Below are 24,667 nucleotides of genomic sequence, written 5' to 3' on the forward strand. Positions count from 1 at the left end.
CGCCGTAGGCATCGCTCCTACCCTAAAGTCAGTACTCCTGCTGGAAAATCTACCACTAACCGCCGAGTTATTAGCCAAGGTAATCCTAATATAATCTCTCTGAATTCAGAACCAGCAACAGCTTGCACAGTAAACTCCTGTGCATCTAGGACTACTTTTCCTAAATAAATATTAAAAGTGACTTCACCCTTTCCAGTCACCACATCTCTTGTCCCAACATTAAGCCACTCAAGAGCTTCTAAATCCTGGTCGTTAATGGCCAGCCACTCTGTCGAGCCTGTATCAAGTAATGCCATGACTGGTAAAATATCACCATTGTCAGCAATCAACTCAATCTCAAAAAATAACTGACCAATCTCATCAAACTCACCCTGAATCATATCCGGCCACAGACCCCAGTTTCATTGAGCCGGAAAGTTGCAAATCGACCCTGTGGGTATTTTTCAAGTGCTTGCTGTACAGCCACCATACTATCTGGAGCAATAAAATAGTCCCCACTATCTGGCTCAATGTAGATGAACCAGTTATAGTGCTTCTCGATTAACTCTGGGCGAAGTTTCTCAAAAATTACACGACCTCGCTGCTGAAATGCTTCTAGTTCAACTTGGCGTTTGACTTGTTCTTCAACAGAGATAGTCCGTTCTGGAAATAATCTGCCTCGATGGGGTTGGCTATGAGAATTCAGTTGTGTCACCACTTTGATTTCCTGAGACCCTCTATCAAATATACCATTGCCTGCGGTAACGCTTTTGCAAACTGGCTTCTGCCTACTGCATTCTTCAACTATAATGTTGATCTGCAAAACTACCAGATATGGGTTAACTAGTCTGGAAGGTACTTTTAGTCTGTTTAGGGGACTGGATCTATGATTAAGCTTGGGTTACTGGTACAGTCCCAGAATAATTATTTGGGTATAGGAAAAGTTATAGGAATATCTGAGACTAATGCAATCGTTGAGTATTTCTGCTCTATGGCGCAACGTCTGGAAAAAACGTTACCTTTAAGTTCGCTCTCTCAAGTTAGGCTTGAACCCCAAGCGCGATGCTATATCAAGTCCGAAACCCAAGATAAATGGATCATTGGCAGAATTTTCGTCTGGGACGAAGATACAGAACAATATCAAGTTGATTTACCAGACAAGAAAACTGCAATTGTTACCGAAGAAGAAATTTACGTCCGTTGTAATTTACCGAACACAGACCCCATTGAAACTTTAGCAATGAAGGGTCACGAAACGCCGTACTTCCACGACAAAAGATTGGCTTTTGTGAAATCTTTGATTCAGCAACGCGCTGTTAGTCGCGGGATGACAGGACTGATTTCGGCAAATATTAATCTTTATCCCCATCAGGTAGAAGTTGTCAGGCGGGTACTGGAAGACCCAATTCAACGCTATATTTTAGCAGACGAGGTGGGACTGGGAAAAACCATCGAAGCAGGTGCAATTCTTCGTCAATTCCTGTTAGATGAACCGAAAAAAGGTGCGGTGATCATAGTTCCCAAATATTTGCTGCAACAATGGCGGACTGAGTTAGAAAACAAGTTTTATATTTCTCATTTTCCCAAACGGGTAGCGGTAATAGCGGTTGAAGATATTCATAAAATTAATCTCAAAGCTAAGATAGGCTGTTTAATATTAGATGAAGCCCATCACATCGCAGCAATGGCGACTTCTAAAGATGCAGCAGTGCGTCAGCGTTTTGATACTTGCAAACAACTGGCTCATAAAAGCGATCGCTTACTTTTATTATCCGCTACTCCTGTGCTTCACCACGAGCAAGATTTTCTGGCAATGTTGCATTTGCTCGACCCCACAACCTATAAACTTCATGATTTAGCCGGTTTTCGCGCTAAAGTTGCCAGCCGCCAGCAAATTGGTAAAGTTCTGCTGGCTTTGAGAGAAGATGCAAACCCTGTTGTCCTGAAAAATAATTTACAGGAATTACGCAACCTGTTTACTGAGGATCAGTATTTACTAAAGTTGGCGGATGATTTAGAAAATTGTTTACAAGCAAATTCTCCTGAGCAAAATCAAATCGTCCAAGCAATTCGCAGCCACATCAGCGATACCTATCGACTATATCGGCGAATGCTTCGCAACCGTCGCGCTGCGGTGGAAGATGTGATATTTGACCGCAATTTTACACCGAAAGAAGAATATGATTTAGATGAGCGATCGCTTGATATTCACGAACTCATCAATCAATGGCGTACTGTTGCTCCCAATGAAAAACAATATCAGCGAATTTTTCTGTTATTATTCCTTGCTGCTGGTACTTGGTTAGGCATTTTAGAACAAGTAATTACAGCCCGTTTAACTGGTAAACCCCATACTAAACTGATTCAGGAGTTTAAAGAAGATGATATTCGCCTATTAACTACAACTCCCAAATTCTCAGGGGAAGAAGAGATTTTGCAATCTTTTCTAAAAATTGTTCGTCAACCTGTAGAAGATGGAGAACGCAAAGAAAATTTAAGAACAGTACTCCTGAATCAGCTAGGTACATACTTCAAAATTCCGCCAAATGTTCGCAGAAATCAAAAAGAATTTCTCACCAGGATACAGCAGAGAATTCGTAGACCAATTGCTGAGGATATTTTCCCAAAATTTATTATATTTACCAGTTTTGTTCAAAGTTGTGCAGAAATTGTGCGCTATTTATCTGATACCTTTGGTGCAGATACCGTAGTTAGCCATCAATTTGGAGAATCACCGGATAAAGTTGAGGCAGGCTTAAATAAATTCAAAAACAATCCCAACTGCTTTATTCTAGTATGCGATCGCTCCGGAGAAGAAGGACGTAATCTCCAGTTTGCTGACTGGTTAATTCATTTCGATCTTCCTTGGTCACCTAATCAATTAGAGCAAAGAATTGGCAGGCTTGACCGCATTGGCAGCAAAATTGGCATCCAATCTTGTGTATTGATTGGCCCTTATCTGGAAGATAGCCCCCACAACGCTTGGTATCAAATTTTGAAAGATGGATTTGGCATTTTTCAACAATCCATTGCCAGTTTTCAGTTTTATGTAGATGAGAAACTTCCAGAATTAGAAGCAGCTTTATTTCAATCAGGCGCTGCTGGACTACTGCAAATGATTGAGCCAATCAAAGAACAAATCCAAGCCGAAATCGTCAAAATTAGCGAACAAAATGCTTTAGATGAAATTGACGCTACTGATGAAATTGCAACCGAGTATTTTGAAGATTTAGATAATTATGATGCTCGCCATTCAGAAATGAAGCGAGCAATTGAAGGGTGGATTTGTGATGCCCTTGGTTTCAAGGCAATGACTAACCCAGACTCTTCAGAAATCAAACGTTATCAACCGGTAACGCGTACCTTGGTGCCGATAAATGAGTTAAAAACCCGTTTTGCTGACAGTTATCTAGACAAATATAGTACTTATAACCGCAGGATAGCTAACCAAAATTCTGATGTTAAACTCTTGCGAATTGGGGAAGGATTTGTAGAAGCACTGTTGAATTATATAGATTGTGATGACCGGGGTCAAGCCTTTGCCATGTGGCGCACTGATGCATCTTGGGATGCTCAAGAAGGGAAGGAGTGGTTCGGTTTCCAATACAATTATATAGTCGAGACAAATTTAAGAATTGCCAAACAAGTTTTAATCGATTACAAACTCGATAATTCTCAATTCAAAATCTTGCAGCGACGTGTAGATGCTCTATTTCCACCAATTATGGAAACTATCTATATTGATGGTCGCAAGAAGCCAATATCCGTTGTGGAAGATAAAGTTCTGTTGAATATCTTGCAGCGTCCATATAAAGATAAAAACAATTATCAAGCACGAGATTACAATCTAGCAAAAGAGCGCTTAGAAATTATTGACGATTTTGTTGATCCTAGTAAATGGCAAAATTATTGCTATGAAGTACGTAACGCTTCTTTAGCATTACTTTCTAATCGTCCCGATTTTATGGAATTGTGCGAAAAATGTGCTAAAGTTGCCGAGAAGAAATTAGGCAATAGAGTAGAACAATTACGCCTGTTGCTGAATCAGCAAACTTGGGATCAAGCACTAGGCGAAGAACTGAAAATAGAAACTGCTTTAAGTGCAGCTATTTTAGAGGGAATTCGCCAACCGCAGATTAAACTTGATTCTGTGGGTTTTATTATTGTATCCGGGCGATCGCTCGTCTAATATCATGTCCGGTTAAAGACTTATCATTAGGGCTGACAGGGGGACGCGGGGACGCTCTTATGCGGAGAGGTTTTAATAATAAGTGATTACCCGGACTTGATATAAGAGAACTCCAAGAAATAAATTATCCAATCTTGTGGGGTGGGCGTCTCGCCCGCCATATAAACTGTGCGGGCGAGACGCCCACCCCACAATAAATAATTGAATATTTTTTTATTTGGAAGTCCCTAATTTGAGTGATACAGCAGAATTCTGAATTCTGAGTCCTGAATTCTGCTGTATTTATTTCGCACCACAAGAGGCGGATGCAACGGCTGAGTTATGAAGTGTAGCAGTTGGTATTTGAGCAACTAAAACTACATTACCATTGGCATCCACTACCCAACCTTGGGCTTCCACAATTTGAGTAGGTTGATACACAGAATTGGCTTTATGTAAAGTACGTTCTCTGTTTCTCTGTTTTGAAATAACTACTCTATTTTGGTCGCCATCAACAGAATTTTTTGCCTCCGGTTTCAGTGCGATCCAATCTACTAACACTCTATCAGCTGTCAATAGTTCTACCGGATCGGATGGTACTCCGCCACGTCCCATGACTGTAAATGAACTCCTGCTGGGTTTTCCACTAGCATTGCACTCAGCAGCGACTTGCTGGGAGGCATCAACGGCATTTACGGGGAGTTCTGCTAATCCTTTGCTGGGGTCAACATCTGGCGAATTTATTTGTACTGTGCCATTTAATGAAGGGTTTTGCTGAGAAAATGATGTAATGTCGCTGGTTGGGACATTATTTGGGTCGAGGCCGTCTGGGTCAAGCCTCTGTATGTCTGCACCACTGCGGCGCACAAACCCAAAGATCCTCTTAGTGGTGATTAGGATATTGCCAGCATTTCCAGAAAATGCATTAGCAGTAATATCATTATTTTCTAAGGGAGCAGCAACAATAAAACCATTAGATGCATTAATTTTGATATTACCTCCATCGCCAATAGATTCTGCCTTGCCTGCATTGGTAGATATTTTACTATTGCGACGCATCACTAATAAGTCCCGCAGTTGGAGGGTAATATTTCCACCCTTACCTGATTGAGTTTCCGAAGTGAGTTTTCCTTGGTTGTCCAAACTCAGGATATGTGCATTTACGTCAATATTGCCTGCATCGCCTTTTCCTTGGCTACTAACGCTGACTTGAGCTTGATCTTTGATAATAAATCGTCCAGTTTCAATTGCGATATTCCCTCCTAACCCTGTAGAGTCAGCGCGGGTACTGGCAAATAAGCCACTAGCAGATCCTTCATTTTGGACTTCAACCGGAAATTCGGCGCGTCGTTGAGCAAAGGTCGAGTCGCTTCCAGAAAGTGTGATTCTGTCAGTAGCTTTAAGGGTAATATTGCCTGCATTTCCAGAACTGATGGCGGTGCTGATAATTTGTCCACCATTAATAGCTTCAAAGGTAGTCGCGTTAATGGTAATGTTACCCGCATCACTCTGATTGAGAGTTTGGGTATTCACAGCACCACCGTTTGCAATGTAAAAGGCTCCCGTCTTAATGGTAATATTGCCTGCTCGACCTTCTGCACCTGTCTCTGTCGAAGCAAATAAGGCACTAGAATAACCCGTTTCAGGACTAGCGCCTAAAATAGTTACAGAATCAAAAGCATTGATTGTGATATTTCCACCATCTCCCCGCCCTCCCAACTTATCTGTTGTTTCCTTGATAACAGAACTACTTATTTGAGACCCACCACTTAAAAAGAGCGATCGCGTCGTAATATTAATTTCACCAGCATTACCTACTCCTCCTTCTGACACAGTGCTAGAAATTCGACTATCTGATTCGAGAGAAACAAGATCCGAAGCCTGTACCGATATATTTCCGGCATTTCCCTGTCCAAAAGTTGGAGCAAGCAATAAACCCCCATCCCTTAGAGCAAGTTCTCTTGCCGAGATGTTGATACTGCCAGCGTTACCTACTCCTCCTATTCCCACACTGCTATCGATGCGAGACCGTTCACCAACGACTGTAACAGTGCCATTACGGACATCAATATTCACGTCACCAGCATTTCCTTTGCCAAAAGTGACGGCTTGCACTTGACCAGCATTGCTTAAAAGGAGCGATCGAGCCTTAATATTGATGTTGCCACTATTGCCTTCTGCTCCAAGTGTCACTCTGTTGAGAATTCTACTACTGTCTCTAACAGTTAATGCTCCCGTGGCATTGAGTGTAATATCTCCACTTTGACCGCCAGTTATTCCTTGCCTGATGCCGTTAAAAAGCCTAGTTTGATTTCCGGAAATGCCTATATTATTTGCATTGAGTATAATGCTACCACCACCATTGGCAGTTACATCAACTCTACCTCCATTGCTGACTGATACATCTGCTAATGCGGTATTGTCAGGAAAACTTAAGCGGAAGTTGTTGTTATTAACATCTAACCCTATTACGCCAGATTCAGCTAATCCTCCCAATTCCACTCGACCGCCAAAAGCATTTAATCTTCCTCCGTCTAAGTTCACTTCTCCACCAACTAATAGCAAACTCTGTCCATCAGGAACCCTTAGCCCGAATACAGGTGAGTTTGTTGAATCTACTCCTGCTGATGCAATTGAATTGTTCTGGATTACTCCTTTGGGATTTTGATAGAACAAAGCTGAAGGATTGACTGTCAATAATGGAACCTCAGAAACAGAAGCCCTAAAAAAGCCTTGATTGCCAAATTGAATAGCATTAGCTGTAGTTCCTACAAATGAACCCCGAACATCCAACTTGGCATCTGATCCAAAGATAATTCCATTGGGATTTATTAAAAATAGGTTGGCGTTACCCCCTGATACACCTAATGTGCCAAGAATGTTAGAGCGTCCATTCCCTGTTACCCGAGTCAGAATATTTGTGACTCCTGGATCAAGGAACAAAACTGTTGCTCCTTGATCCACATTAAATTCAGAAAAACTGTGAAAAAGATTGCTACCACGTTGAATCCCACCCCCAATATTACAACTTCCACTGCATGTGCCTGGTGTAGTTGGGGTAGTTCCATCTATCTGGATAGGTTGAGCCTGGACGGTACCAGTTGTAGCTATCAAACAGAGGGAGATACCGCAAACACCCCACAAGATATAAAAGTGCTGTTTCATAAATTACGAAAAGTTCAGAATCAACTTGAAGATGAAATATTGGGAAAGTGGAAATTCAGCAATAGTCTTGTCTTGGCGATCGGCAAATACAACGCCCAAAACTACACTATTATTCCAGAAGAAATTTCTATTTCAGAAGAAAATTCTGGATCGGGAGGAGGAGGAGGGTTTGTTCCGCCACCAGCAATTAGTACTGGTTCGCCTTTCTGAGGGAGGGAATTTTTTGGCTTGTTCAGGACAGGATCTATTGTTTGGCTATCATTAGCTTCTGCTATATCTTCTTCTACAAAAGATTGTTCTGCGTTAGTCAGATTAAGCTCAATGCTTTCATTCATAAGTAATCCCCTCAAGTTCAAAAATTTACTGTCTATTAATGCTTCAGTATAGTTTGGAGAAATTATGCCTTCTGTAACAAAACTTCATACTTCCTGCTGAATTTGCTTAAGCAGGACTACGCAAAAGATAACGAAAGTAGCGGTAATTCATGAATTACCGCAACGCTTGAATAAGGTTTTCGGTCACATCTTGCGTAAGTCCTGTTAAGGTTTGGATAGTCAGGATACGCTGAAAAAGAATTAGGCAAGGAGGCAATGGGCAATAGGTAATGGTCTATAACTACTATTCCCTATTGCCTCTTGCCTGACTACGTATGTATCTAATTTTGCTCAACTACTTACTAATTGAGTTTTCGCCGATCGCTCTTTTTCCAAAACCGTTGCGTAGGTATGGTGTTGCCAAAAATAGCGATCCACCATATCTACCTATGCGATTAGATACTTTATATTTACAATTTTAGGGTTTTTCCTGAGTAGATGGTCTTTTTAGCATCTGCATCAAATCAATCTTGAGAATAGGTTTATTGGAAGACAGTTGTCTTTCTCTGAGAAGTTGAATTTCTCTTTCAAACGAATCCTTTCCTTGTCTAAAAAAGTCTTGAGAGCTAGATGGAACCAAGTCACGAGATAAACTTTGAGCTTGTGCTGGAGTCAGATTAGGGAGAGCTTGTTGAGCGTTAGCAGAAGTTTCCACAGCGAGGAAAAAAGCTGTTGAAAACACTAAATATTTTAATTTTATACAGCGAATGAATCTAAGGTTGAACATAGTTAAAACATCTATTGTGTGACTTCTGCGTTGGCTCAAACCATCTTGTTTTGGTCTGATAATTCGTAAAGTACACTGATTCTCTTACTAATTACCTCCTACAAATGGGTTAATTTATTTGCAGGAGTACGATAGTTGCAATTTGCTCTCTATCCTAGAAGGAGAACTTAATTCTGCTAGATATTGACTGGGCGCTCGTTGCTCAGTTAGGTTTGAGTACAATTCATTGTATTTTGTTTGTGTTTAATAGTTACATCTTTACTATGTGGAGTTTTAATCATGTCTAGTGATGCAATTATTCAACCTGAATTCTTAGAAAACGAAGCTGACAAGCAACACAAGCCCCGCCAAATTCTCGGTATGCAAGAATTAAGTGTTTTGAATCATCGCTACAACTGGAAGGGGCTGGTTCAATTGGCTGGACATTTAACTGTTATGGGATGCAGTGGTTACCTGTGGGCAATGAATTTTGGCAATTGGTTGTTAGCAATACCAGCACTGGGAATCTACGGCTTTTGTCTAGCTTCTATGTTCGCACCTATGCATGAATGCGTTCACAGAACTGTTTTTGCTAACAATCGTTTGAATGATATTGTGGCTTGGTGTGCAGGTTTACTTTCATTTTACAACAGCACATTTTTTCTCTACTACCACAACTGGCATCACCGCTATACTCGCGTTCCTGACAAAGATCCAGAATTAACGGATCTCAAACCAAGCAATTTAGGTAAATACTTATTGATAATTAGTGGTTTACCCTGGTGGTTAGGGAAGATCCGTGGACATTTTCGGGTTGCTTTTGGTCAACTTGATGATTGCCCATTTGTGCCACAAACAGCACGAACTGAAGTTATTCGCTCGACTCGTTGGCAATTAGCTGTTTATGCAGGAGCGATCGCTGTTTCCATCGCAGCAAGTCAGCCTTGGTTTTTCCTCTATTGGCTGCTACCGCTGTTTGTCGGTCAACCAATTCTGCGTTTTATTTTGCTGGCAGAACACACAGGTTGTACTCTGGATGCTAATCTGCTGACGAATACCCGTACAACGCTAACACTGTTTCCTGTACGATTTTTGATGTGGAATATGCCATTTCATGCAGAGCATCATTTGTACCCATCAATTCCGTTTCACGCTCTACCTACAGCTCATCAACAGTTGAGTTCACATTTTACCCATATTGAACCGGGCTATATAAAAGTTAATCGGGATATTGTCGGTCAAACAATTTTGGATTTTAGATTTTAGATTGGCTCCGTACCTGTCCCTTGGACGTTCCCGCTCTTTAGGCAGGAGCTTAATGCCTAGTTTTCAGAGTTAGCTTGTTTACCTCGAAATCTACTGTAGATTGTAAATTATGAATTCAGAATTATGAATTAGCATGACCAAATATTTCCGCTCCAATGTTGATGCAATGGCTAGCTATATTCCTGGTGAGCAGCCTCAACGTGGAACACAGATCATCAAACTCAACAGTAATGAAAACCCCTATCCTCCCTCCCCTGAGGCGTTAGCTGTCTTACATAATATCGATGGAGAGTGGTTGCGACGCTATCCAGAACCTTTCGGGGGGGAATTTCGCCAAGCTGCTAGTAAAGTGTTGGGAGTTCCTAGTGATTGGATGATTGTGGGAAATGGGAGTGATGAATTGTTAAGCGTAGTCATTCGAGCCTGTGCAGAACCCGGACGCAAGGTAGTCTATCCAATGCCAACTTACGTGTTGTATCGCACATTGGCGCAAATGCAGGATGCTGATATTACTGAGATACCCTACGGCGAAGATTACAGTTTACCGCTAGAAGAATTGATTGCTGTAGATGGGGCTGTAACATTCATTGCCTCGCCTAATAGTCCATCGGGGCATGTGGTAGCAACAGATGACCTGCGAAAATTAGCCAGCGAGTTATCTGGAGTTTTAGTAATTGATGAAGCTTATGTAGATTTTAGCGAAGAGAATGCATTGGCTTTGGTAAAAGAATATGAAAATGCGATCGTGATTCGGACACTTTCTAAAGGCTATTCCTTGGCAGGGTTACGACTGGGATTTGGAGTGGCGAATCCCAAGCTATTGCATGGATTGTTTAAAGTCAAAGATAGCTATAACATTGATGCGATCGCCTGTGCAATTGGGACCGCTGCAATTACTGACCAAGCTTATAAAAATGCTTGTGTGGCAAAAATTAAAGCATCGCGTAATCAGCTAGCAACAGACTTGAAACAATTAGGTTTTCGTACTTGGGATTCCCAAACTAACTTTTTGCTGACACAACCTCCAACAGGAAACGCTGAATATCTTTATCAAAAACTCAAGGAACAGGGAATTTTAATCCGCTACTTCAAGCAGCCAGGACTAGAGGATAAATTACGTATCACTGTTGGGACTGATGAACAAAATCAGGCTTTAGTGGAGGCACTAACTTATTTGTTAGAAACTGGGGAAAAAAGGTCTAATATCATGTCCGCCTAATCACTTATCATTAAAATCTCTTTGCGTAAGAGCGTCCCCGTGTCTCCGTGTCAGTCTAAATCATAAGTCTTTAACCGGACATAATATAACTCAGGAATTGCTTAGCGTCTACCACCACCACGATGAGGCACTTCAGTTTCTTCTTGCTTTGTTTTAAGTGCAAATAGTGGTTGATGCTGTGGCTGCTGAATTTTTTGTTGTGCAAACTTTACACGGGTACGAACTCCGAGATCTGCATCTGTATCGAACATTTGCTGGAGTTGATCTTGAATGCGGGAGGCTTGATCGGGTAGATTAATTGCGACCGCCATTGCTAGGGTTTCTAAACTCGTGACTACTGCATAGCGTACCACCCACTCTGGATCTTCAGAAATTAATAGTAGTGCCTCTATTACCTGAGTCTGCACAGATTCCACTTTCTCTGGTGGTACTTGATGCCAGCGCAATGTACCTAATCCCCTAGCTGCTGCCCGCCGTACACTCAAGGAAAAATCGGTTTTTGCTGCCTCTAGCAAAGTGTCCAGCGCCCGTAAATCCCCAATTCCCGCTAAGGCGCGGACTGCCCAGGCTCTCGCCCCATAGTTGTAGTCATCAATAAGTTCCAATAGCGGCGCTACTGCGGGTTCTCCGATCGCAATCAATCCATCTACCGCCGCGACTGCCGCCCCCGGATTATTGTAGCCCAAAGCTGCAACCAAAGTGGGAACAGATTCTTCTATACGAGCTGCTGCTAACTCTTGAACTGCATCTAACAAGCGCTCCGAGGAATCTGCTTCTTCCACAGCACGAATCAATATTTGGGCAAGTTCACTGTTATCCATAATAATTTCACGGGTCATTATTGGTCAGCCAATTGTAGCTTAAGTTATCCGTATTTAGCATCATATATAAACCCCCTAGCCCTGGTTTTACAATCGGGTTGGGGGTTTATGTGTGGTAAACATTTGATTTTAAAGTATTAATCACAACTGATTACTAGTAAATTATGACTACAACAACGAGTCCATCAAATTTATCACTCTAATAGCACCTGCTGATAAAGTGCTTGTTGCTGTATGATTGACTTGATGTTCCAGTAATCCTTTGAGGGAAATTAGTTTGAGGCTATTTTCTGCCAAAGTCTCGGCTATGGCCTCGGCTGCGGGTAGATACCCGATCGCTCCCAAGTCTGCTAACACTGCGCGACGCAATTGCAACTTTTCACCTGCCAAAGCTTTTACCAATCGTTCTGCATAAACTGGTTCTTGGGTTAACTGATACATAGCTCGTGCGGCAGCATATTGCACCAGTTCTATGGGATGCTCTAAAAATGGTTTTACTAAAGAAATCGAATCAGTAGCCCCCAAGCTTCCCAAGGCTTCTAAAATAGCGTCGTAAGGTTGGGATAAATCTGGCTGCTCTGATTTTAATTGCTCTCCCTGCAAGCCTGCTTTTAATAGCTCGATCAGTCCAGGAACACAAACCGGATCGCCTAGCATGTCTAAAGATTGCGCCGCTGCTTCCCGGACATAAAAATCTGAGCAGTCTAAACAAGCAATTAAAGGTGTTAGTGCTTGGCGATCGCCAATTTTCCCTAATGCTCTCGCTGCGTTCCGTCGTAAAGGATATCCGCCTTCTGGTGTCCTATCGGCTTCATCCTCTAAGGCTTGAATCAGTCCTGTAACCGCAGCTGGTTCACATATCCGAAACCTACCCAACCACCAAGCAGCATAAAATCGCAAACCCAAATCTGGACTTTGGAGATTGGCGATCGCCTGTTCCACTGTTAGCTGTTCCCCTCCAGGTGAGTCACTTGGAGGTGATAAATCTTCAAATTTCTGCGGATTGGAATTCATCAGAAGGAGGATTGCTCTGTTGGCTATCTGTTTTTGTCTCAGAATTCAATGGCTGAATGCTAACTATTTTGCCACCCAAGCGAGCAATCCGCTGCATTTCTTGACTCATCCGGTTCTCAGGCACTGTGATAAATACACTGGCACTAGAACGAATCGGATAGCTGATTTTTTGGGTTTCTTGACTTTGGCGCAAACCAACTACTTCATAGCGGAAGTAGCGACTACTAGTTATACCACCAATAAATTGTCCAACCATAAATCAATTTCAAGTTCGTTCAAAATTTTTTATTAGTCATTTGTCATTTGTGCTTTGTTGGTTAACAATGACCAATGACCAAATAATTACTAATTCGTAATTCGTAATTCGTAATTAATGGTACAAGCCCCTCAATTTATTGATGGAGATCAGAAACATTATTCTTTTTTTTCAAACCCCCGACTTCAGTCGTGGGGTAAAAATTACGAATTACGAATTATCAATTACGAATTATTTTGAGCAATGACTCTAAAGTGGCTTGACGCTGGCGATTTTACCACCTTGTTTTACCACTCTTTGGAAGTAGCTAGATAGCTCTTCATATGGTATAATTACGGCTTGATTGACACGGCGTGTGCTAGGATATCCAGCTCCAAAAACGCCTGCCACTTCAATGCGATAGAGTCTACCTTCTTTACCAAAAGTTCCTGCACCACCGAAAGTACTGTTGGGGGTAACGCCTTTTTCGGAAGCAACGTATGAAAATCCTGAAGGGCCACCAGAGGGAGGAACAACGATGGATGCACTATTGCGACCTAGTTCGCTAGCAAGGCGAGAAGATTTGCCTTTGAGTTGGGAGGTATCGCTACTGGCATAGCCGCGATAAAGTTGGAATATCCGGCTAAATCCAACAGTTTTCTGTCCTGTTTGGGTTTTAAATCCGCGATAGTAAGGCACTATATTTTCCCCAAAGTTAACTTGATACTCTGGTGAATCTATATAGGAATCAATGTCGGCTTCATATCCCTTGTTTTGGTACAAGTCCAAGTGATAAACCACATCAGACTCATCATAGGGGGCACGACCCAACAAATGTTTATAGTTGAGTTCGATGACGCGAGTTTGAAAGTTGTCGTAGAAAAACTTAGATTTGTACAGTTCTGATTTAGCTACTTGACGCACAAACTCTTGCACTGTATTTTTTCCATCGCGCAGGATAGATTCAGCACTTGTGAGGCGGTCAGATGCCAATATGTAGTTGTTGCCCAACACCTGACGATAGACGGCAGCAATTACTCTCTCTATTTCTTCTTTAGTTGCATTTGGACGCAATTCTACGGGAGCGCTATCACTAAAAGGTTCTGTCCCCAGACGGGACGCTGCTGTTGTAATCGCCATCTTGAAATTCTCCTTTCTTTCATAGGTAATTGGCATTGGTTAGGGAAACAGATAATGAGGAGTGGAGAGTATTGAAATTCCCTACTCCCTACTCCCTACTCCCTATTCCCCCAACCCTATTCCTTACTTACACAGCTGTGATGCTAATCACTTTGCTGCCTTTACGATTGAGTTGCTGCAATTTACTAGAAAGTTGCTCGTAGGGAACTATCAACTCGGCAGTACCCCGCCGCACTACGGTTGAATTAGGAGAAGCTGCTTGTAGGACTCTAATCCGGTATGCTTCTCCACGACCACCTGTAGAGAGACCAGTTAAGGCTCCTGAAGATACTGGGTAGATGGGTGAAGCCAGATTCTTAGCTATTTCCCAAGTTAGCTTTCCTTGTTTTTGCCCTTGAGCGCGATCGCTATTCGCATAACCCCGATACAATTGGAACAGTCGGCCATAGCCAACGTTTTTCTTTCCTACCTGGCTTTTAAAACCTCGGTGGTAGGGGACAATATTTTCACCAAAATTTTCTTGATATTCTGATGAGTCAATATAAGAGTTGATTTCAGCTTCGTAACCCTTTGAGTTGTATAACTCAACATGGTACGAAATCTCTGACTCATCTTCTGGGGCACGACCTAATAAATGCTTATAATTCAGCTCGATAAATCGATTTTGTGAGCTGGAGTAGAAAAACTTCTCACGGTAGAGTTCTGATTGAGCAATGGCCAATACAAAACCCCGGACTGAAATTGTACCCTGCTGTAGCAGTGATTCAGCACTTTCGAGACGCTGACTTTCCAGTAGGTATGAATTACCCAAAACCTGACGGTAAGCCGCTCGAATCACCACTGCTACATCTGCTTCTGTTCTATCAGGACGTAATTCTACTACTCCTGAGTTTTCATATGGTTCAATTCCTAGTCTTGCTGCTTGTCCCAAAGCTGCCATCTTTAACCTCCTTCAGTTTTAACTACAAAACTGAAAATTTTTTAGAAAGTTTTTTTCTAATTTTTTAACAGTCTTTTGAAAATAAAACTGCCCGGAGAGGTAAACAACTCATAGAACTTGCTTCGTCATAAGAGCTGATTTCCTCTCCGGGCTAAAGAAACACTCTAGCTCAGAGTATTAATTACATAGTCGATGTAAGAATTTGCTTCAACAGCTGGGTCGCCGCTCAAACCGTGGTTAGATTTGATGTACTTGAGGGCTTCAATGTACCAGCTAGGAGACAAATCAAAAGTTTTGTTGATTTCAGCTAAGCCGGAAATCAAGAAATCATCCAAGGGACCTGTGCCACCAACAACTAAAGCGTAGGTGATAATCCGCAAGTAGTAGCCGACATCACGTACACACTTGGCTTTACCGCGTTGATCGTAGGCGAAGTTAGGGCCTTGTTGTTGGGTGGTGTAGGGGAACTTGTTGTAAACAGCTTGAGCTGCACCTTCTGTTAACCGTGAGGCATTTGCACTCAAGGATTTTGCTGCTTGTAAGCTAGCTGGCGCTTGGCGAAAACGACCAAAAGCCACTTGAATTTCGGTGCTGCTGAGGTAGCGACCTTGAGAATCTGCCGCTGAAATTGCTTCAGTTAGAGGTGTTTTTGTCATTTTTGGTATTTCCCTTTAACAAACTTTTCGTTGAAATTTTGTTTTGTCTTGTGGACAATTATTTCACTCAATAGGAAGAATGCCTGGTTTAGGCAACCGCAGCAGCAGCGCGATCGAAGTAGCTAGCGATTTCAGAAATCAAAGCGCTGCAATCTCCTCTGGTGATGCCATTTGTGTCGCTGACAATCTTCAAAGAAGCATCTTTGAGCTTATTAATACCAACAGCAACGGAAGCTCCTGGAGTTCCCAATGCCAAATAGGTTTCCCGTAGACCATTGAGGGCACGGTCATCTAGCACGCTGGAATCACCAGCAAAGATTGCGTAGGTGACATAGCGAAGAATGATGTCCAAATCGCGGATACAAGCAGCAGCACGACGGCTGGTGTAAGCATTACCACCAGGAGTGATCAATTGGGGTTGTTCTGCCCACAGATCGCGTACCGCAGCAGCAACAATAGCAGAAGCATTGCTGGTAATGCGGTTAACTGCATCTGCACGCTTGTTACCATCTGCGACTATTGCGCTCAAAGCATCCAATTGTGCATCGGAGAGGTATTCTCCACGTGTATCAGCTTGGGAAACTACTTTGGCAAATGCATCTAAAACCATTGCGTTTAATCTCCTAATTGGCTTGGTTAAGAATTATTTGAAGTCAAAACTGAATGGTTCAGTTTTGTTTTTGATGTCAGATTGTCTGACCATTTTTACGAAAGGTTCACAACGGACATCCAAGGTATAAGTCTACGACCTCTAGGGTTTCGGATTAAAACTTTTGTTACAAAACTTCATCTTAATATGAGAGACCAGAAAACCTGCTAGATTAAGCACCCCATCAACCTTGTACTGTCATTTTTCCTTTCAAATTATTTTTATACTATGATGATGCCTTTTGTTTTATTAAAAATTGTTATGTTACCTTGTCTTTTTGTTAGTCAAACTTAACAGAAACATTTATCTAAATAAAAATGCTGAATATGGTTTGGTTTAAGAGACGCGATAAATCGGCGTCTCTACAAGAATCAATCTTTTGTAGAGACGCCGATTTATCGCGTCTATCGCTGATTTATCGCCTGATAGTTTTCCAGGACAGGAGGGTAATTTTCGCCGAAGTTACTTTTATGAAATGTATACTTAGTTACACGGCTATTAATTTTCTCTCTAAATCAAATAAAAAGCCATGAATGTACTCCTCAGTCCATTCATCACCATAAAAGCGCTTGAACATTCCTCGTGCAGGGTCTTTTTCGGCTCGATATCGCAGGTATCGCAGTTGTGCTTGTTCAATATCTGCTAGGCTTTGGGAATCAGTTACGGGTTCTGCTTGCTCTACAAAATCGAGGTAAGCTTTGAGATAGTCTTTAAAGGCAGCAAATACTTGGGTTTCCACGACGACAGTTTCCTGGGGACGAGTCCACAGAAAAGCGGGAGAAAAGAAGGGTCGTGCTTCTTCTGGAAAATCACCTCCCCAAGTCAGATGCTCTTGATGAGCATGGAAGATGGGCAGGATCGGCTGGGTATACTTTGCCTGATATGCTGGATCGTCTCGGAATAGGGGTTGCATATCCAAGGCGATGAGGTGTCCTCCTGGTAATGTCACCAAATCTGCGCCAAAGAAGGGTAGGTCGTAGTTGAGGTGTGGGAAAATCACAAAATTCAGTACTTGGAGGGAATTACCACCTTGTACATGTGCAGCTCGAATTTGCCGTAGTTTTGTGGTTTGAAAGCCATAACTAGTGGTGAGAACCTCTTGTTGGTTCTTGCCTTTACCTACGGTAGCAACCTTAGATTCAAATCCTTCAGGAATAGGATATGGTTGCAAATCTAAACGCGATCGCATGTAGGCGATCGCATAATCGAGAAATGGCTGATAAAGTGTCATTATTGGGGATTGGGGATTGGGGATTGGGGATTGGGGATTGGGGATTAGGGATTGGGGATTGGGGATTGGGGATTCGGAGAGGGGGGGGAAGCTTTTTTATTATCTCCCCACACTCCCTCATCTCCTCCAGTCCCCAGTCCCCAGTCCCCATTCACCAATCCCTTTTATCATCTTTTGCTGACTGCTAAAGGCACAGCATCTTCAAATAAGAATTCGTGGAGAAAGCGTTCTGCCCATTCATGACCAAAGTAACTGCTAAATAGACCAGATGCTGGGTCGCGGTCTGCACTATATTGGTCGTAGTCTTTTTGAGCTTTGACAATCCGCTGGATATCTTCTGGATCTTCGAGGGGTTGGGCATTTGCTAGCATTTGCCAATACAAGTTTAAGTAATCCTGAAACGCTTCAAAAACTCGCGTTGCTACTGTTTGAGGATCTGTCTTGGCAAATAATAGGTACTTAGAAAAGTACTGGTTAGCATCGTAAAACTTCATTTCTAAGTTTTGCGACAAATCCGGGTATTGATCGTGCAGAGATTTCAGCGGCAGTATGTATTTTGTCTGGTAATCTTCATCTTGAAATAAAGGCTGAAAGTCAAGGACAATCAGATTTTTAACTTTACCAAAGGATAAAAAATCAATCCCTAATAAAGGTAAATCGTAGTGATAGCTGGGGTAAATCACGCTGTTAAAAATTTGGGCGCTTTCCCCAGCATCAATGTAGGTATAGCGAATTTTTCGCAACTCTTGACATTGGTAAGACCAACTGCGAATGGTTGCTGGGTTTCTGCCGCGATCGCTAACTTTGGATTCCAAACCAGGGGGAATGTCCCTACTTTGTAAATCAAACCGTTCAAATAGCTCTTTTTCTAAAAATTCCAGGAAAGGCTTATACATACAGCATGACTCATTAACCCTTGCATGAAAATAAAGGATGTGAATCATGCACGTCTCATTTCTTAGAAACAAAGCAACATTCCTTAATGGGGAATGGGGAGTAGGGAGTGGGGATTGGGGATTGGGGATTGGGGATTGGGGATTGGGGAATGGGGATTGGGTATTGGGTATTGGGGATTGACTGAGAAAGTATTCCTAAATATTTATTTCCTAGTCCCTAGTCCCCAGTCCCCACTCCCTATTCCCCACTCCCCACTCCCCACTCCCTACTCCCTATCCCCTAGCATGATTCCGAGCGATCATTTGCTCTAGCACTTGTTGGGAAAGACACCGACGTTCAGAACAATAAGTCATCAAATTGACTCCGTTCATCATTCGCACGGTACTAACTCTGACACGAAAATCATCCGTCACAAACCAACAACGTTCTTGACCTTGGTTATTGTCATAATCGGTGTTAATCGTCAGCACTCCATCATCAGCAAATCGATACCGACTGACAACCGGAATGCTCTCTACATAGCCTTGGTTGCGAATTAATTTCCCAGAAAGCTTCGTTTCATCGTCGGGAATGTCAACCAAAATGGCAGCATTGTCGGTGTTCGGCGGTCTTGTGTCTAGATTAGCCTGCCATGCAAAACTAGCACCCCCAGTTGCTTTATCAGGCTCTATTCCTTGTGCTTTACAGACTTCTTGGACTTTGGGATCGTCTTTTTCAATGACTGTAATGATTAAATTCGACTCACCCGACTCGTCTGCGGCTGAGTCAAAGTGATGAACCGAACGTTCTGTAAACCATGTCCCTTCACTTTTACGGAAGAAGTCAATCATTGACAAGGGTGGTATTATATGCATATATTTTGAAACCTCGTTTTTTAAAAAATACCTTTGACGAAATCTTGTTTGTAGTCCTATAGCGTTTCCCGACAAGCGTGAGGTACACCTGTAGGGGCACGGCAGTGCCGTGCCCCTACACCTTGCGATATGATGGTGTACCGTATCTGAATGGGAACCGCTATATCCATAAATATTTGCATTCTTTCACTATGTATGCACAAATAGTACTCCCTTGTATTATTTGTATTAATTATTTTGTGGTTATGTAAAATTTCGAGATTACAGCTTGCATTTTATCCTTTTTGGTTACTTGAGTGAAAGAATTATTTCAATTGCTATTGTTAGTTTCATATACTTTTTCAATAACTAAATTGACAGGGCAAAAACAGTTTTCTGCCAACTTTTTCTAATTTGGCGGAGGTATTCATTGCTCTAGCTGGCTTTTGTTTGATTCTAAGCAATAAGATGAATCCCGAATTTAGCTAAAGTGTAAAATAACTCCAAAACTTCTACCTTAATCACCTAATGACAAATAGTGAAATTCACCTGATTACCACGGAACGCCCCAGTCCGACTCCAGAAATATTAACAGCCCTGAAAGCAGGACTCCCTGTAGAAAAAGTAGATTTGCATGAATTCAATCTGCGAGGAGTTGATTTAAGACAAGCTAACTTAAGTCAAGCCAAGCTACTAGGAGCCGACCTCAGTGAGATGGTTTTGAGTGATGCAAATCTGAGTGGAGCCGACTTGCGAGGTGCTAACCTGCGGGGAGCCGATTTGAGTGGAGCGAATTTGCAGGGAGCTTATTTAAACCGTGCTAACCTCCAACAAGCGAATCTCAGTGGCGCCAATTTGGAGGGAGCTAAACTCCAAGTAGCGCGTTATGATACACAAACAAAATGGCCTGAAGGATATAACTACAAAGCTTCGGGAGCAGTGGGGCCGGGTGCTAATCTCAATGCAGCTTATCTCAATACAGCTTTTTTACGGGATGCAGATTTGCAAGGGGCCAATCTGCGGGGAGCCTACCTCAGCGGTGCTGACTTGACTGGAGCTAATTTACAAGGTGCGGCTTTGAGCGGCGCTGACTTAAGTAAAGCTTATTTGACAGGGGCTTCCTTACGGAATGCTCGATTAACTGGAGCCGATTTGCGGGGTACAGATTTGCGAGCAGCTGACCTCAGTAACGCAGAGATGGAGTATCTTCAAAGTATCGCTGGGGCAGATTTTACTCTTGCTCAAGGACTGACAGAAGCAATTAAAGCTATGCTTCACAGCCGTCCCGCATCAGAACTTGATGTTTGGAATGCTTATACCCGCAACACGACTCGTGAAAGTTTACAGTAGAATTCTGGATTCAGAATTCAGAATTCTGAATCCAGAATTCAGAAGTAAAACAGGGTTGATATCATGTCCGCTTGATTACTTATCATTAGGGATTTCCAAGAAATAAATTACTACTATTTGTGGGGTGGGCATCTTGCCCGCCCGTAATCATGGGCGGGCAAGATGCCCACCCCACAAGAAATAGCTGGATATTTTTTTATTTGGAAGTCCCTTATACAACGCGGAAGTTTGTATTCCCCACTCCCTATTACCCCAAACTTATAAAGCTTGCCACTTCTGCTTGAGAAGCGCTAAAAATGTAGCGTATCCTTCGGAAAAACCAGGCGGATCGGGTAGAACATATTGTGGGAATTCTTTATACGATCGCCAAGGTTCCGAAGCATGATGCCGCAAGTATAAGGCACATTCTGAGGAACCTGGTAGTCGCCAAGTCATTTGACCAGTTGGTGTATCAGTCACAAATGTCTCCCGAACTCGAAAAAGTTGATATTTTATTCTAGGTTTTGGCAAATTGCCCGGATATTTTGCTCAAATTTCAGGTAAAATCAGGTATTAGCCCTCGCTAAGTTGAGTTTTATCACATCATTGAGATTATTCACAATAACCCCGAATCAGCTCACTTCGCTATTGTGGCAACAAGTCTTCTAAAGCAGCTCCCACAACTCGGTGATCCGGATCTTGTCTGAGTTGGTTCAGGGCTTCTTTTGCCTGGGGCTGATCAAATCGTTTGAGGGCATAGGCAACTCGGACACGCATCCGCCAAGATTCACTATTCACCAAGCTTAGTATTTGAGATAATGCCGCAGCATTTTGGCCAGAATTAGCCAGTAAGCCAAGTATATCAACAGATGATTCCTGAACTGTGAAATCTTCGTCTTTTAAACCATGAACGCAGATATCGAATAATTCTTCAGGACAATCCATTTCCGCCATTGCTGCTAAAATACTGCGCCGCACTAACCAGTGGTCATCCTGATAAAATGTCAGAACTAGATGAGAAACTGCGACTCTACCAAATAGCGATAAAGAATTTGCCGCCTCAGCTCGCACGTTGGGGGTATCGTCAAATTTCATAATTTGCATCAAAGCAGCAAAAGATTCCGCTGATTGTTGGTTACCCAAACCCCTTGCTACAAAGGAACGCACCAAAAATTCTGAGTCACGCAGTTTACTAGTTAGCAGAGGAACTGCAACTTCAGATTCATAATCCTTGAGCGCGGCGATCGCTTTCAAACGATACTGAAAATCTGGATTCTCCAGTTCAGCTTTAATTTTATTGATTTCCATAGGTGCATTTATTAGAGTTATTCCTTACTTTATTTTACAAATGGCAAAAAATAGCGATCGCATTTGGGAAGATTACTAGGGACTGGGGACTAGGGACTGGGGAATAGGAATTAAAAGTTAATATCCAATACTTAGTATCCAATACCCAGTACCCAATCCCCAATCCCCAGTACCCACCCATGACTCAATTAACCGAAACTGTCAAGCAATTAATAGCCAAAGCCAGAATTGTCAGCTTTGCACAGTGGGAACAGTCTCATCCTGAAGCAGCGATCGCTATATTTCAAGCTGCGGATGATAATCTCCGCTATCTCAGCGACGAAGACTTACTACAGATCAAAACTTTAGCACCCAATTATTCTGCCTTGATTCCTGTTGCTGAGTTATTACGCGATCGTGCAGGGGAAATCGTTGATGAAGCAAGAGTTCAGGTTTTGCTGACTTATCCTCAAATTATCGAGCCTGGAGGAGGTCTTTATCCCCCTGAACGCGCCCAAGCTTGCTGGCGAGATTTTTGGCATTTTCTCCGCTGCATTACTTACGGTATTGCAGGTTCCCATACTGAATATACCAGTCCCAGCGGACTGCACTATATGAATTTGCTTTATCAGGAATTACAAGTTCCTTTAGATGCAATGGTTTTGGGCTTAAAAAGTATCAAAGCTGCTAGTTTGAAACGCTGCCAAACCAATGACCAAGAAACTCTTGCTCCTTATTTTGACCATTTAATCGCTCAACTAGCTACTTTCCAAATCCAGTAGTACTGAAAAGTTATACTATTTTGGATTTTGGGTAACGATTCAGAATTCAAAATCCAGAATTCAGAATTCAGAATTCAGAAAAGATACGTAGGGTGCGTTTCGCGTAACGCACCCTACAAATACTTAATTTTGTTCAAAAATCAAACCGGATTCCCATATCATGTCCCGGCAATTACAGCGTTTTTCATCTATTTGAACGTAGGGTAGCACAGCTGTGCTACCCTACAACCTGGTCTATTTACCTAAAAATTGCTGTAAGCATAATACCTGGAACCCCAAAAAAGTAAAGCTGTGCTTGAGCTAACCTCCCCGATATCACGGGGTAGGTTCGGGTAATTTGGTGGACACGATATCATAACCAATTCGCAGTTGGGCGATCGCCAAAAGCCAACGCTCAGACTTTCCGCAAAATCTCAAATCCAAAATTGTATTAGCCTACTGACTGACTTTTACCCACAGTTTTAGCATTCAGTAATAATTCTAAGTTTTTTTTTGACAAGTGATTATTGTTGAGTTATCCTAAAAACTGTATAGGTGTCTTCGGTAAAAATGACTAGAACAAAGCAAACCATCGGCGGACACTACCAAATCCTATCTAGCTTAGGTGAAGGAAATTTTGGGCGAACTTACCTAGCAGAAGATTTACACGCGAAAAAACGCAAGGTTGTAGTTAAGCAATTTTCCTTTGTTTGTAATAGTCAATCCACATTTAATAAGGCTAAGGAATTATTTGACAGGGAAGGGGAAGTTTTATATGAGTTGAGTAATGGGTTACAAAATAACCAAATACCGCGTTTTATAGCATTTTTTGAAGAAAATCAAGAATTTTATTTAATCGAAGAGTTTATTGAAGGACAAACCCTCAGAGAAGAATTAGCTCAAAAAATCAGACTACCAGAAAATGAAGTAGTGGATTTGCTCAAAGATGTTTTGTGTATTCTCAAAGTAATAAATGAAAAGGGAATAATTCATCGAGACATCAAGCCAGATAATATTATTATACGTGCGAGTGACGGCAAACCCACATTGATTGATTTTGGTGCGGTAAAAGAAATAACTCAATTGCAGCCCAAACCAACAATTATTTACACGCCAGGATACAGCCCCCGGGAACAATTCAACGGCTCGGCAAAATTCAATAGTGATATATATGCGTTGGGGATGACAGCGTTAGAAGCGCTAACAGGATTAGAACCAGAAAAGTTAAAAGATGACACAGGTAAGGTAATCTGGTCTAATCAAATCCAAGGGAGCGATCGCTTAGTAGAAATCCTCCAAAAAATGGTTGATGAAGACTATCGCATTCGATATCAATCAGCAGAGGATGTACTAGCTGATTTAGTGCGAGTAAAACAGCCGAAAAACACTGTGATGCTTGCACCAAAAAATCATTTACCAGTTCAAACTATACACAAAACTGTTTTCCAGTCAACAAGCGTCATACCCCAATGGCTCAAGTTTCCAATTTTACCACTCATAGTAATTGGAATATTTGGTTCAACGTCATTTTTTGCTGTCAGAAAATTACTCATGCCCCTACAAGTAAACTCTGATGTTTCTCAACCGGAACTCCAAAAACTAACACCAAAAAAAGCTGATTCTAAATCTTCCAACGTATCTGATAGTAATAAAAATCAAGAAAAAATTAATCCTTGTCCTCCAATTCTGGCACCTGGTCAAATTTGTAAAAAATGATAAAAGCAGAAAAAGACTACTATGATTATTGAGAATGGTAGATTACAAGTAGCATTATTCATTATCGGTGCTTTTGGTAGTCTCGCAACAGTAGTAAACGTTGCTTACATTACTTGCGATCGCTTTGGTTGGTGCAAGAACATCGAACCGACTGAAAAACTGATAAATCCCTGTCCTCCTATCTTACCTCCTGGTAAAGTTTGCAACTATCGATATCCTCAAAAAACTCTCATGGAGAGATAAACTAAACAAATCTACCATCACCAAAGTTATCAAAAATG

Annotated in this window: 24 protein-coding genes; 7 read left to right on the plus strand and 17 right to left on the minus strand. The window is 42.0% G+C overall.

From position 1 onward, the window contains the following. Positions 1 to 17: 17 nt before the first annotated feature. The gene (locus tag IQ276_RS29130) at positions 18 to 380 is read right to left on the minus strand and encodes an aspartyl protease (RefSeq protein WP_193919466.1); all 363 of its coding nucleotides are present in this window, start codon (positions 378 to 380) and stop codon (positions 18 to 20) included. Further along, positions 377 to 694 carry a hypothetical protein gene (locus IQ276_RS29135; protein ID WP_193919468.1) on the minus strand — a complete coding sequence of 106 codons (318 nt, stop codon included), beginning with the start codon at positions 692 to 694 and terminating at the stop codon, positions 377 to 379. The genes IQ276_RS29130 and IQ276_RS29135 overlap by 4 nt, the downstream gene beginning before the upstream one ends. A gap of 171 nt (positions 695 to 865) precedes the next feature. On the opposite strand from IQ276_RS29135, the gene dpdE reads away from it, so the two are divergent. Beyond that, on the plus strand, positions 866 to 4,168 hold the full coding sequence (dpdE, locus tag IQ276_RS29140; protein ID WP_193919470.1) for a protein DpdE: 3,303 nt from the start codon (positions 866 to 868) through the stop codon (positions 4,166 to 4,168). Positions 4,169 to 4,450: 282 nt separating this feature from the next. Here dpdE and IQ276_RS29145 read toward each other — a convergent pair whose 3' ends face one another. From IQ276_RS29145 to IQ276_RS29155, 3 genes are all read right to left on the minus strand, one after another. Beyond that, positions 4,451 to 7,312 carry a two-partner secretion domain-containing protein gene (locus IQ276_RS29145; RefSeq protein ID WP_228043521.1) on the minus strand — a complete coding sequence of 954 codons (2,862 nt, stop codon included), beginning with the start codon at positions 7,310 to 7,312 and terminating at the stop codon, positions 4,451 to 4,453. Positions 7,313 to 7,413: 101 nt separating this feature from the next. Beyond that, a complete protein-coding gene (locus IQ276_RS29150; RefSeq protein ID WP_193918634.1) occupies positions 7,414 to 7,647 on the minus strand; it encodes a hypothetical protein in 234 nt (77 codons plus the stop codon). A gap of 457 nt (positions 7,648 to 8,104) precedes the next feature. Further along, positions 8,105 to 8,368 carry a hypothetical protein gene (locus tag IQ276_RS29155; RefSeq protein WP_235116070.1) on the minus strand — a complete coding sequence of 88 codons (264 nt, stop codon included), beginning with the start codon at positions 8,366 to 8,368 and terminating at the stop codon, positions 8,105 to 8,107. 324 nt (positions 8,369 to 8,692) lie between these two features. Here IQ276_RS29155 and IQ276_RS29160 point away from each other — a divergent pair, with 324 nt between their 5' ends. Then, on the plus strand, positions 8,693 to 9,658 hold the full coding sequence (locus IQ276_RS29160; RefSeq protein ID WP_193918632.1) for a fatty acid desaturase family protein: 966 nt from the start codon (positions 8,693 to 8,695) through the stop codon (positions 9,656 to 9,658). A 133-nt stretch (positions 9,659 to 9,791) separates the two neighbouring features. Then, entirely contained in the window at positions 9,792 to 10,877 is a 1,086-nt protein-coding gene (gene hisC / locus IQ276_RS29165; protein WP_193918630.1) for a histidinol-phosphate transaminase, read from the plus strand. 101 nt (positions 10,878 to 10,978) lie between these two features. Here the strand turns inward: hisC and cpcF are convergent, their stop codons facing one another. The 10 genes from cpcF to IQ276_RS29215 form a co-directional block, all read right to left on the minus strand. Further along, positions 10,979 to 11,716: a C-phycocyanin alpha-cysteine-84 phycocyanobilin lyase subunit CpcF gene (gene cpcF, locus IQ276_RS29170; RefSeq protein ID WP_309245616.1), complete on the minus strand. Its 738-nt coding sequence runs from the start codon at positions 11,714 to 11,716 to the stop codon at positions 10,979 to 10,981. Positions 11,717 to 11,866: 150 nt separating this feature from the next. Continuing rightward, the gene (gene cpcE / locus IQ276_RS29175; RefSeq protein WP_193918626.1) at positions 11,867 to 12,712 is read right to left on the minus strand and encodes a C-phycocyanin alpha-cysteine-84 phycocyanobilin lyase subunit CpcE; all 846 of its coding nucleotides are present in this window, start codon (positions 12,710 to 12,712) and stop codon (positions 11,867 to 11,869) included. After that, positions 12,687 to 12,968 carry a rod-capping linker protein CpcD gene (gene cpcD, locus IQ276_RS29180; RefSeq protein ID WP_193918625.1) on the minus strand — a complete coding sequence of 94 codons (282 nt, stop codon included), beginning with the start codon at positions 12,966 to 12,968 and terminating at the stop codon, positions 12,687 to 12,689. Before cpcD ends, cpcE begins: the two co-directional genes overlap by 26 nt. Before the next feature lie 249 nt (positions 12,969 to 13,217). After that, positions 13,218 to 14,087, minus strand: coding sequence for a phycobilisome linker polypeptide (locus IQ276_RS29185; RefSeq protein ID WP_193918623.1), 870 nt, complete (start codon positions 14,085 to 14,087; stop codon positions 13,218 to 13,220). 127 nt (positions 14,088 to 14,214) lie between these two features. Further along, complete coding sequence (locus IQ276_RS29190; RefSeq protein ID WP_193918621.1) at positions 14,215 to 15,027, minus strand: phycobilisome linker polypeptide; 813 nt, start codon at positions 15,025 to 15,027, stop codon at positions 14,215 to 14,217. A gap of 164 nt (positions 15,028 to 15,191) precedes the next feature. Then, positions 15,192 to 15,683, minus strand: a complete 492-nt coding sequence (gene cpcA, locus IQ276_RS29195; RefSeq protein WP_073642829.1) for a C-phycocyanin subunit alpha — start codon at positions 15,681 to 15,683, stop codon at positions 15,192 to 15,194. An 88-nt stretch (positions 15,684 to 15,771) separates the two neighbouring features. Continuing rightward, complete coding sequence (gene cpcB, locus IQ276_RS29200) at positions 15,772 to 16,293, minus strand: C-phycocyanin subunit beta (protein ID WP_073642828.1); 522 nt, start codon at positions 16,291 to 16,293, stop codon at positions 15,772 to 15,774. A 526-nt stretch (positions 16,294 to 16,819) separates the two neighbouring features. Next, positions 16,820 to 17,563: a phycoerythrobilin:ferredoxin oxidoreductase gene (locus tag IQ276_RS29205; protein WP_193918638.1), complete on the minus strand. Its 744-nt coding sequence runs from the start codon at positions 17,561 to 17,563 to the stop codon at positions 16,820 to 16,822. 167 nt (positions 17,564 to 17,730) lie between these two features. Continuing rightward, positions 17,731 to 18,459, minus strand: coding sequence for a 15,16-dihydrobiliverdin:ferredoxin oxidoreductase (locus tag IQ276_RS29210; protein WP_190878716.1), 729 nt, complete (start codon positions 18,457 to 18,459; stop codon positions 17,731 to 17,733). A 273-nt stretch (positions 18,460 to 18,732) separates the two neighbouring features. Further along, a complete protein-coding gene (locus IQ276_RS29215; RefSeq protein WP_193925540.1) occupies positions 18,733 to 19,314 on the minus strand; it encodes a phycobiliprotein lyase in 582 nt (193 codons plus the stop codon). 507 nt (positions 19,315 to 19,821) lie between these two features. Here IQ276_RS29215 and IQ276_RS29220 point away from each other — a divergent pair. Continuing rightward, the gene (locus IQ276_RS29220; protein ID WP_193925538.1) at positions 19,822 to 20,643 is read left to right on the plus strand and encodes a pentapeptide repeat-containing protein; all 822 of its coding nucleotides are present in this window, start codon (positions 19,822 to 19,824) and stop codon (positions 20,641 to 20,643) included. A gap of 258 nt (positions 20,644 to 20,901) precedes the next feature. On the opposite strand, the gene IQ276_RS29225 is transcribed toward IQ276_RS29220, so the two are convergent. Further along, entirely contained in the window at positions 20,902 to 21,102 is a 201-nt protein-coding gene (locus IQ276_RS29225) for a hypothetical protein (RefSeq protein ID WP_190878838.1), read from the minus strand. 165 nt (positions 21,103 to 21,267) lie between these two features. Continuing rightward, positions 21,268 to 21,930, minus strand: a complete 663-nt coding sequence (locus IQ276_RS29230) for a HEAT repeat domain-containing protein (protein ID WP_193926066.1) — start codon at positions 21,928 to 21,930, stop codon at positions 21,268 to 21,270. A 179-nt stretch (positions 21,931 to 22,109) separates the two neighbouring features. On the opposite strand from IQ276_RS29230, the gene IQ276_RS29235 reads away from it, so the two are divergent. From IQ276_RS29235 to IQ276_RS29245, 3 genes are all read left to right on the plus strand, one after another. Continuing rightward, a complete protein-coding gene (locus IQ276_RS29235) occupies positions 22,110 to 22,691 on the plus strand; it encodes a bilin-binding protein (protein WP_190878724.1) in 582 nt (193 codons plus the stop codon). A gap of 549 nt (positions 22,692 to 23,240) precedes the next feature. Beyond that, a complete protein-coding gene (locus IQ276_RS29240) occupies positions 23,241 to 24,386 on the plus strand; it encodes a serine/threonine-protein kinase (protein WP_193914997.1) in 1,146 nt (381 codons plus the stop codon). Positions 24,387 to 24,407: 21 nt separating this feature from the next. Then, positions 24,408 to 24,629, plus strand: coding sequence for a hypothetical protein (locus IQ276_RS29245; RefSeq protein WP_193914996.1), 222 nt, complete (start codon positions 24,408 to 24,410; stop codon positions 24,627 to 24,629). Positions 24,630 to 24,667: the final 38 nt, after the last annotated feature.

Origin of the sequence: Desmonostoc muscorum LEGE 12446, from assembly GCF_015207005.2 — a bacterium.
GTDB lineage: Bacteria > Cyanobacteriota > Cyanobacteriia > Cyanobacteriales > Nostocaceae > Nostoc > Nostoc muscorum.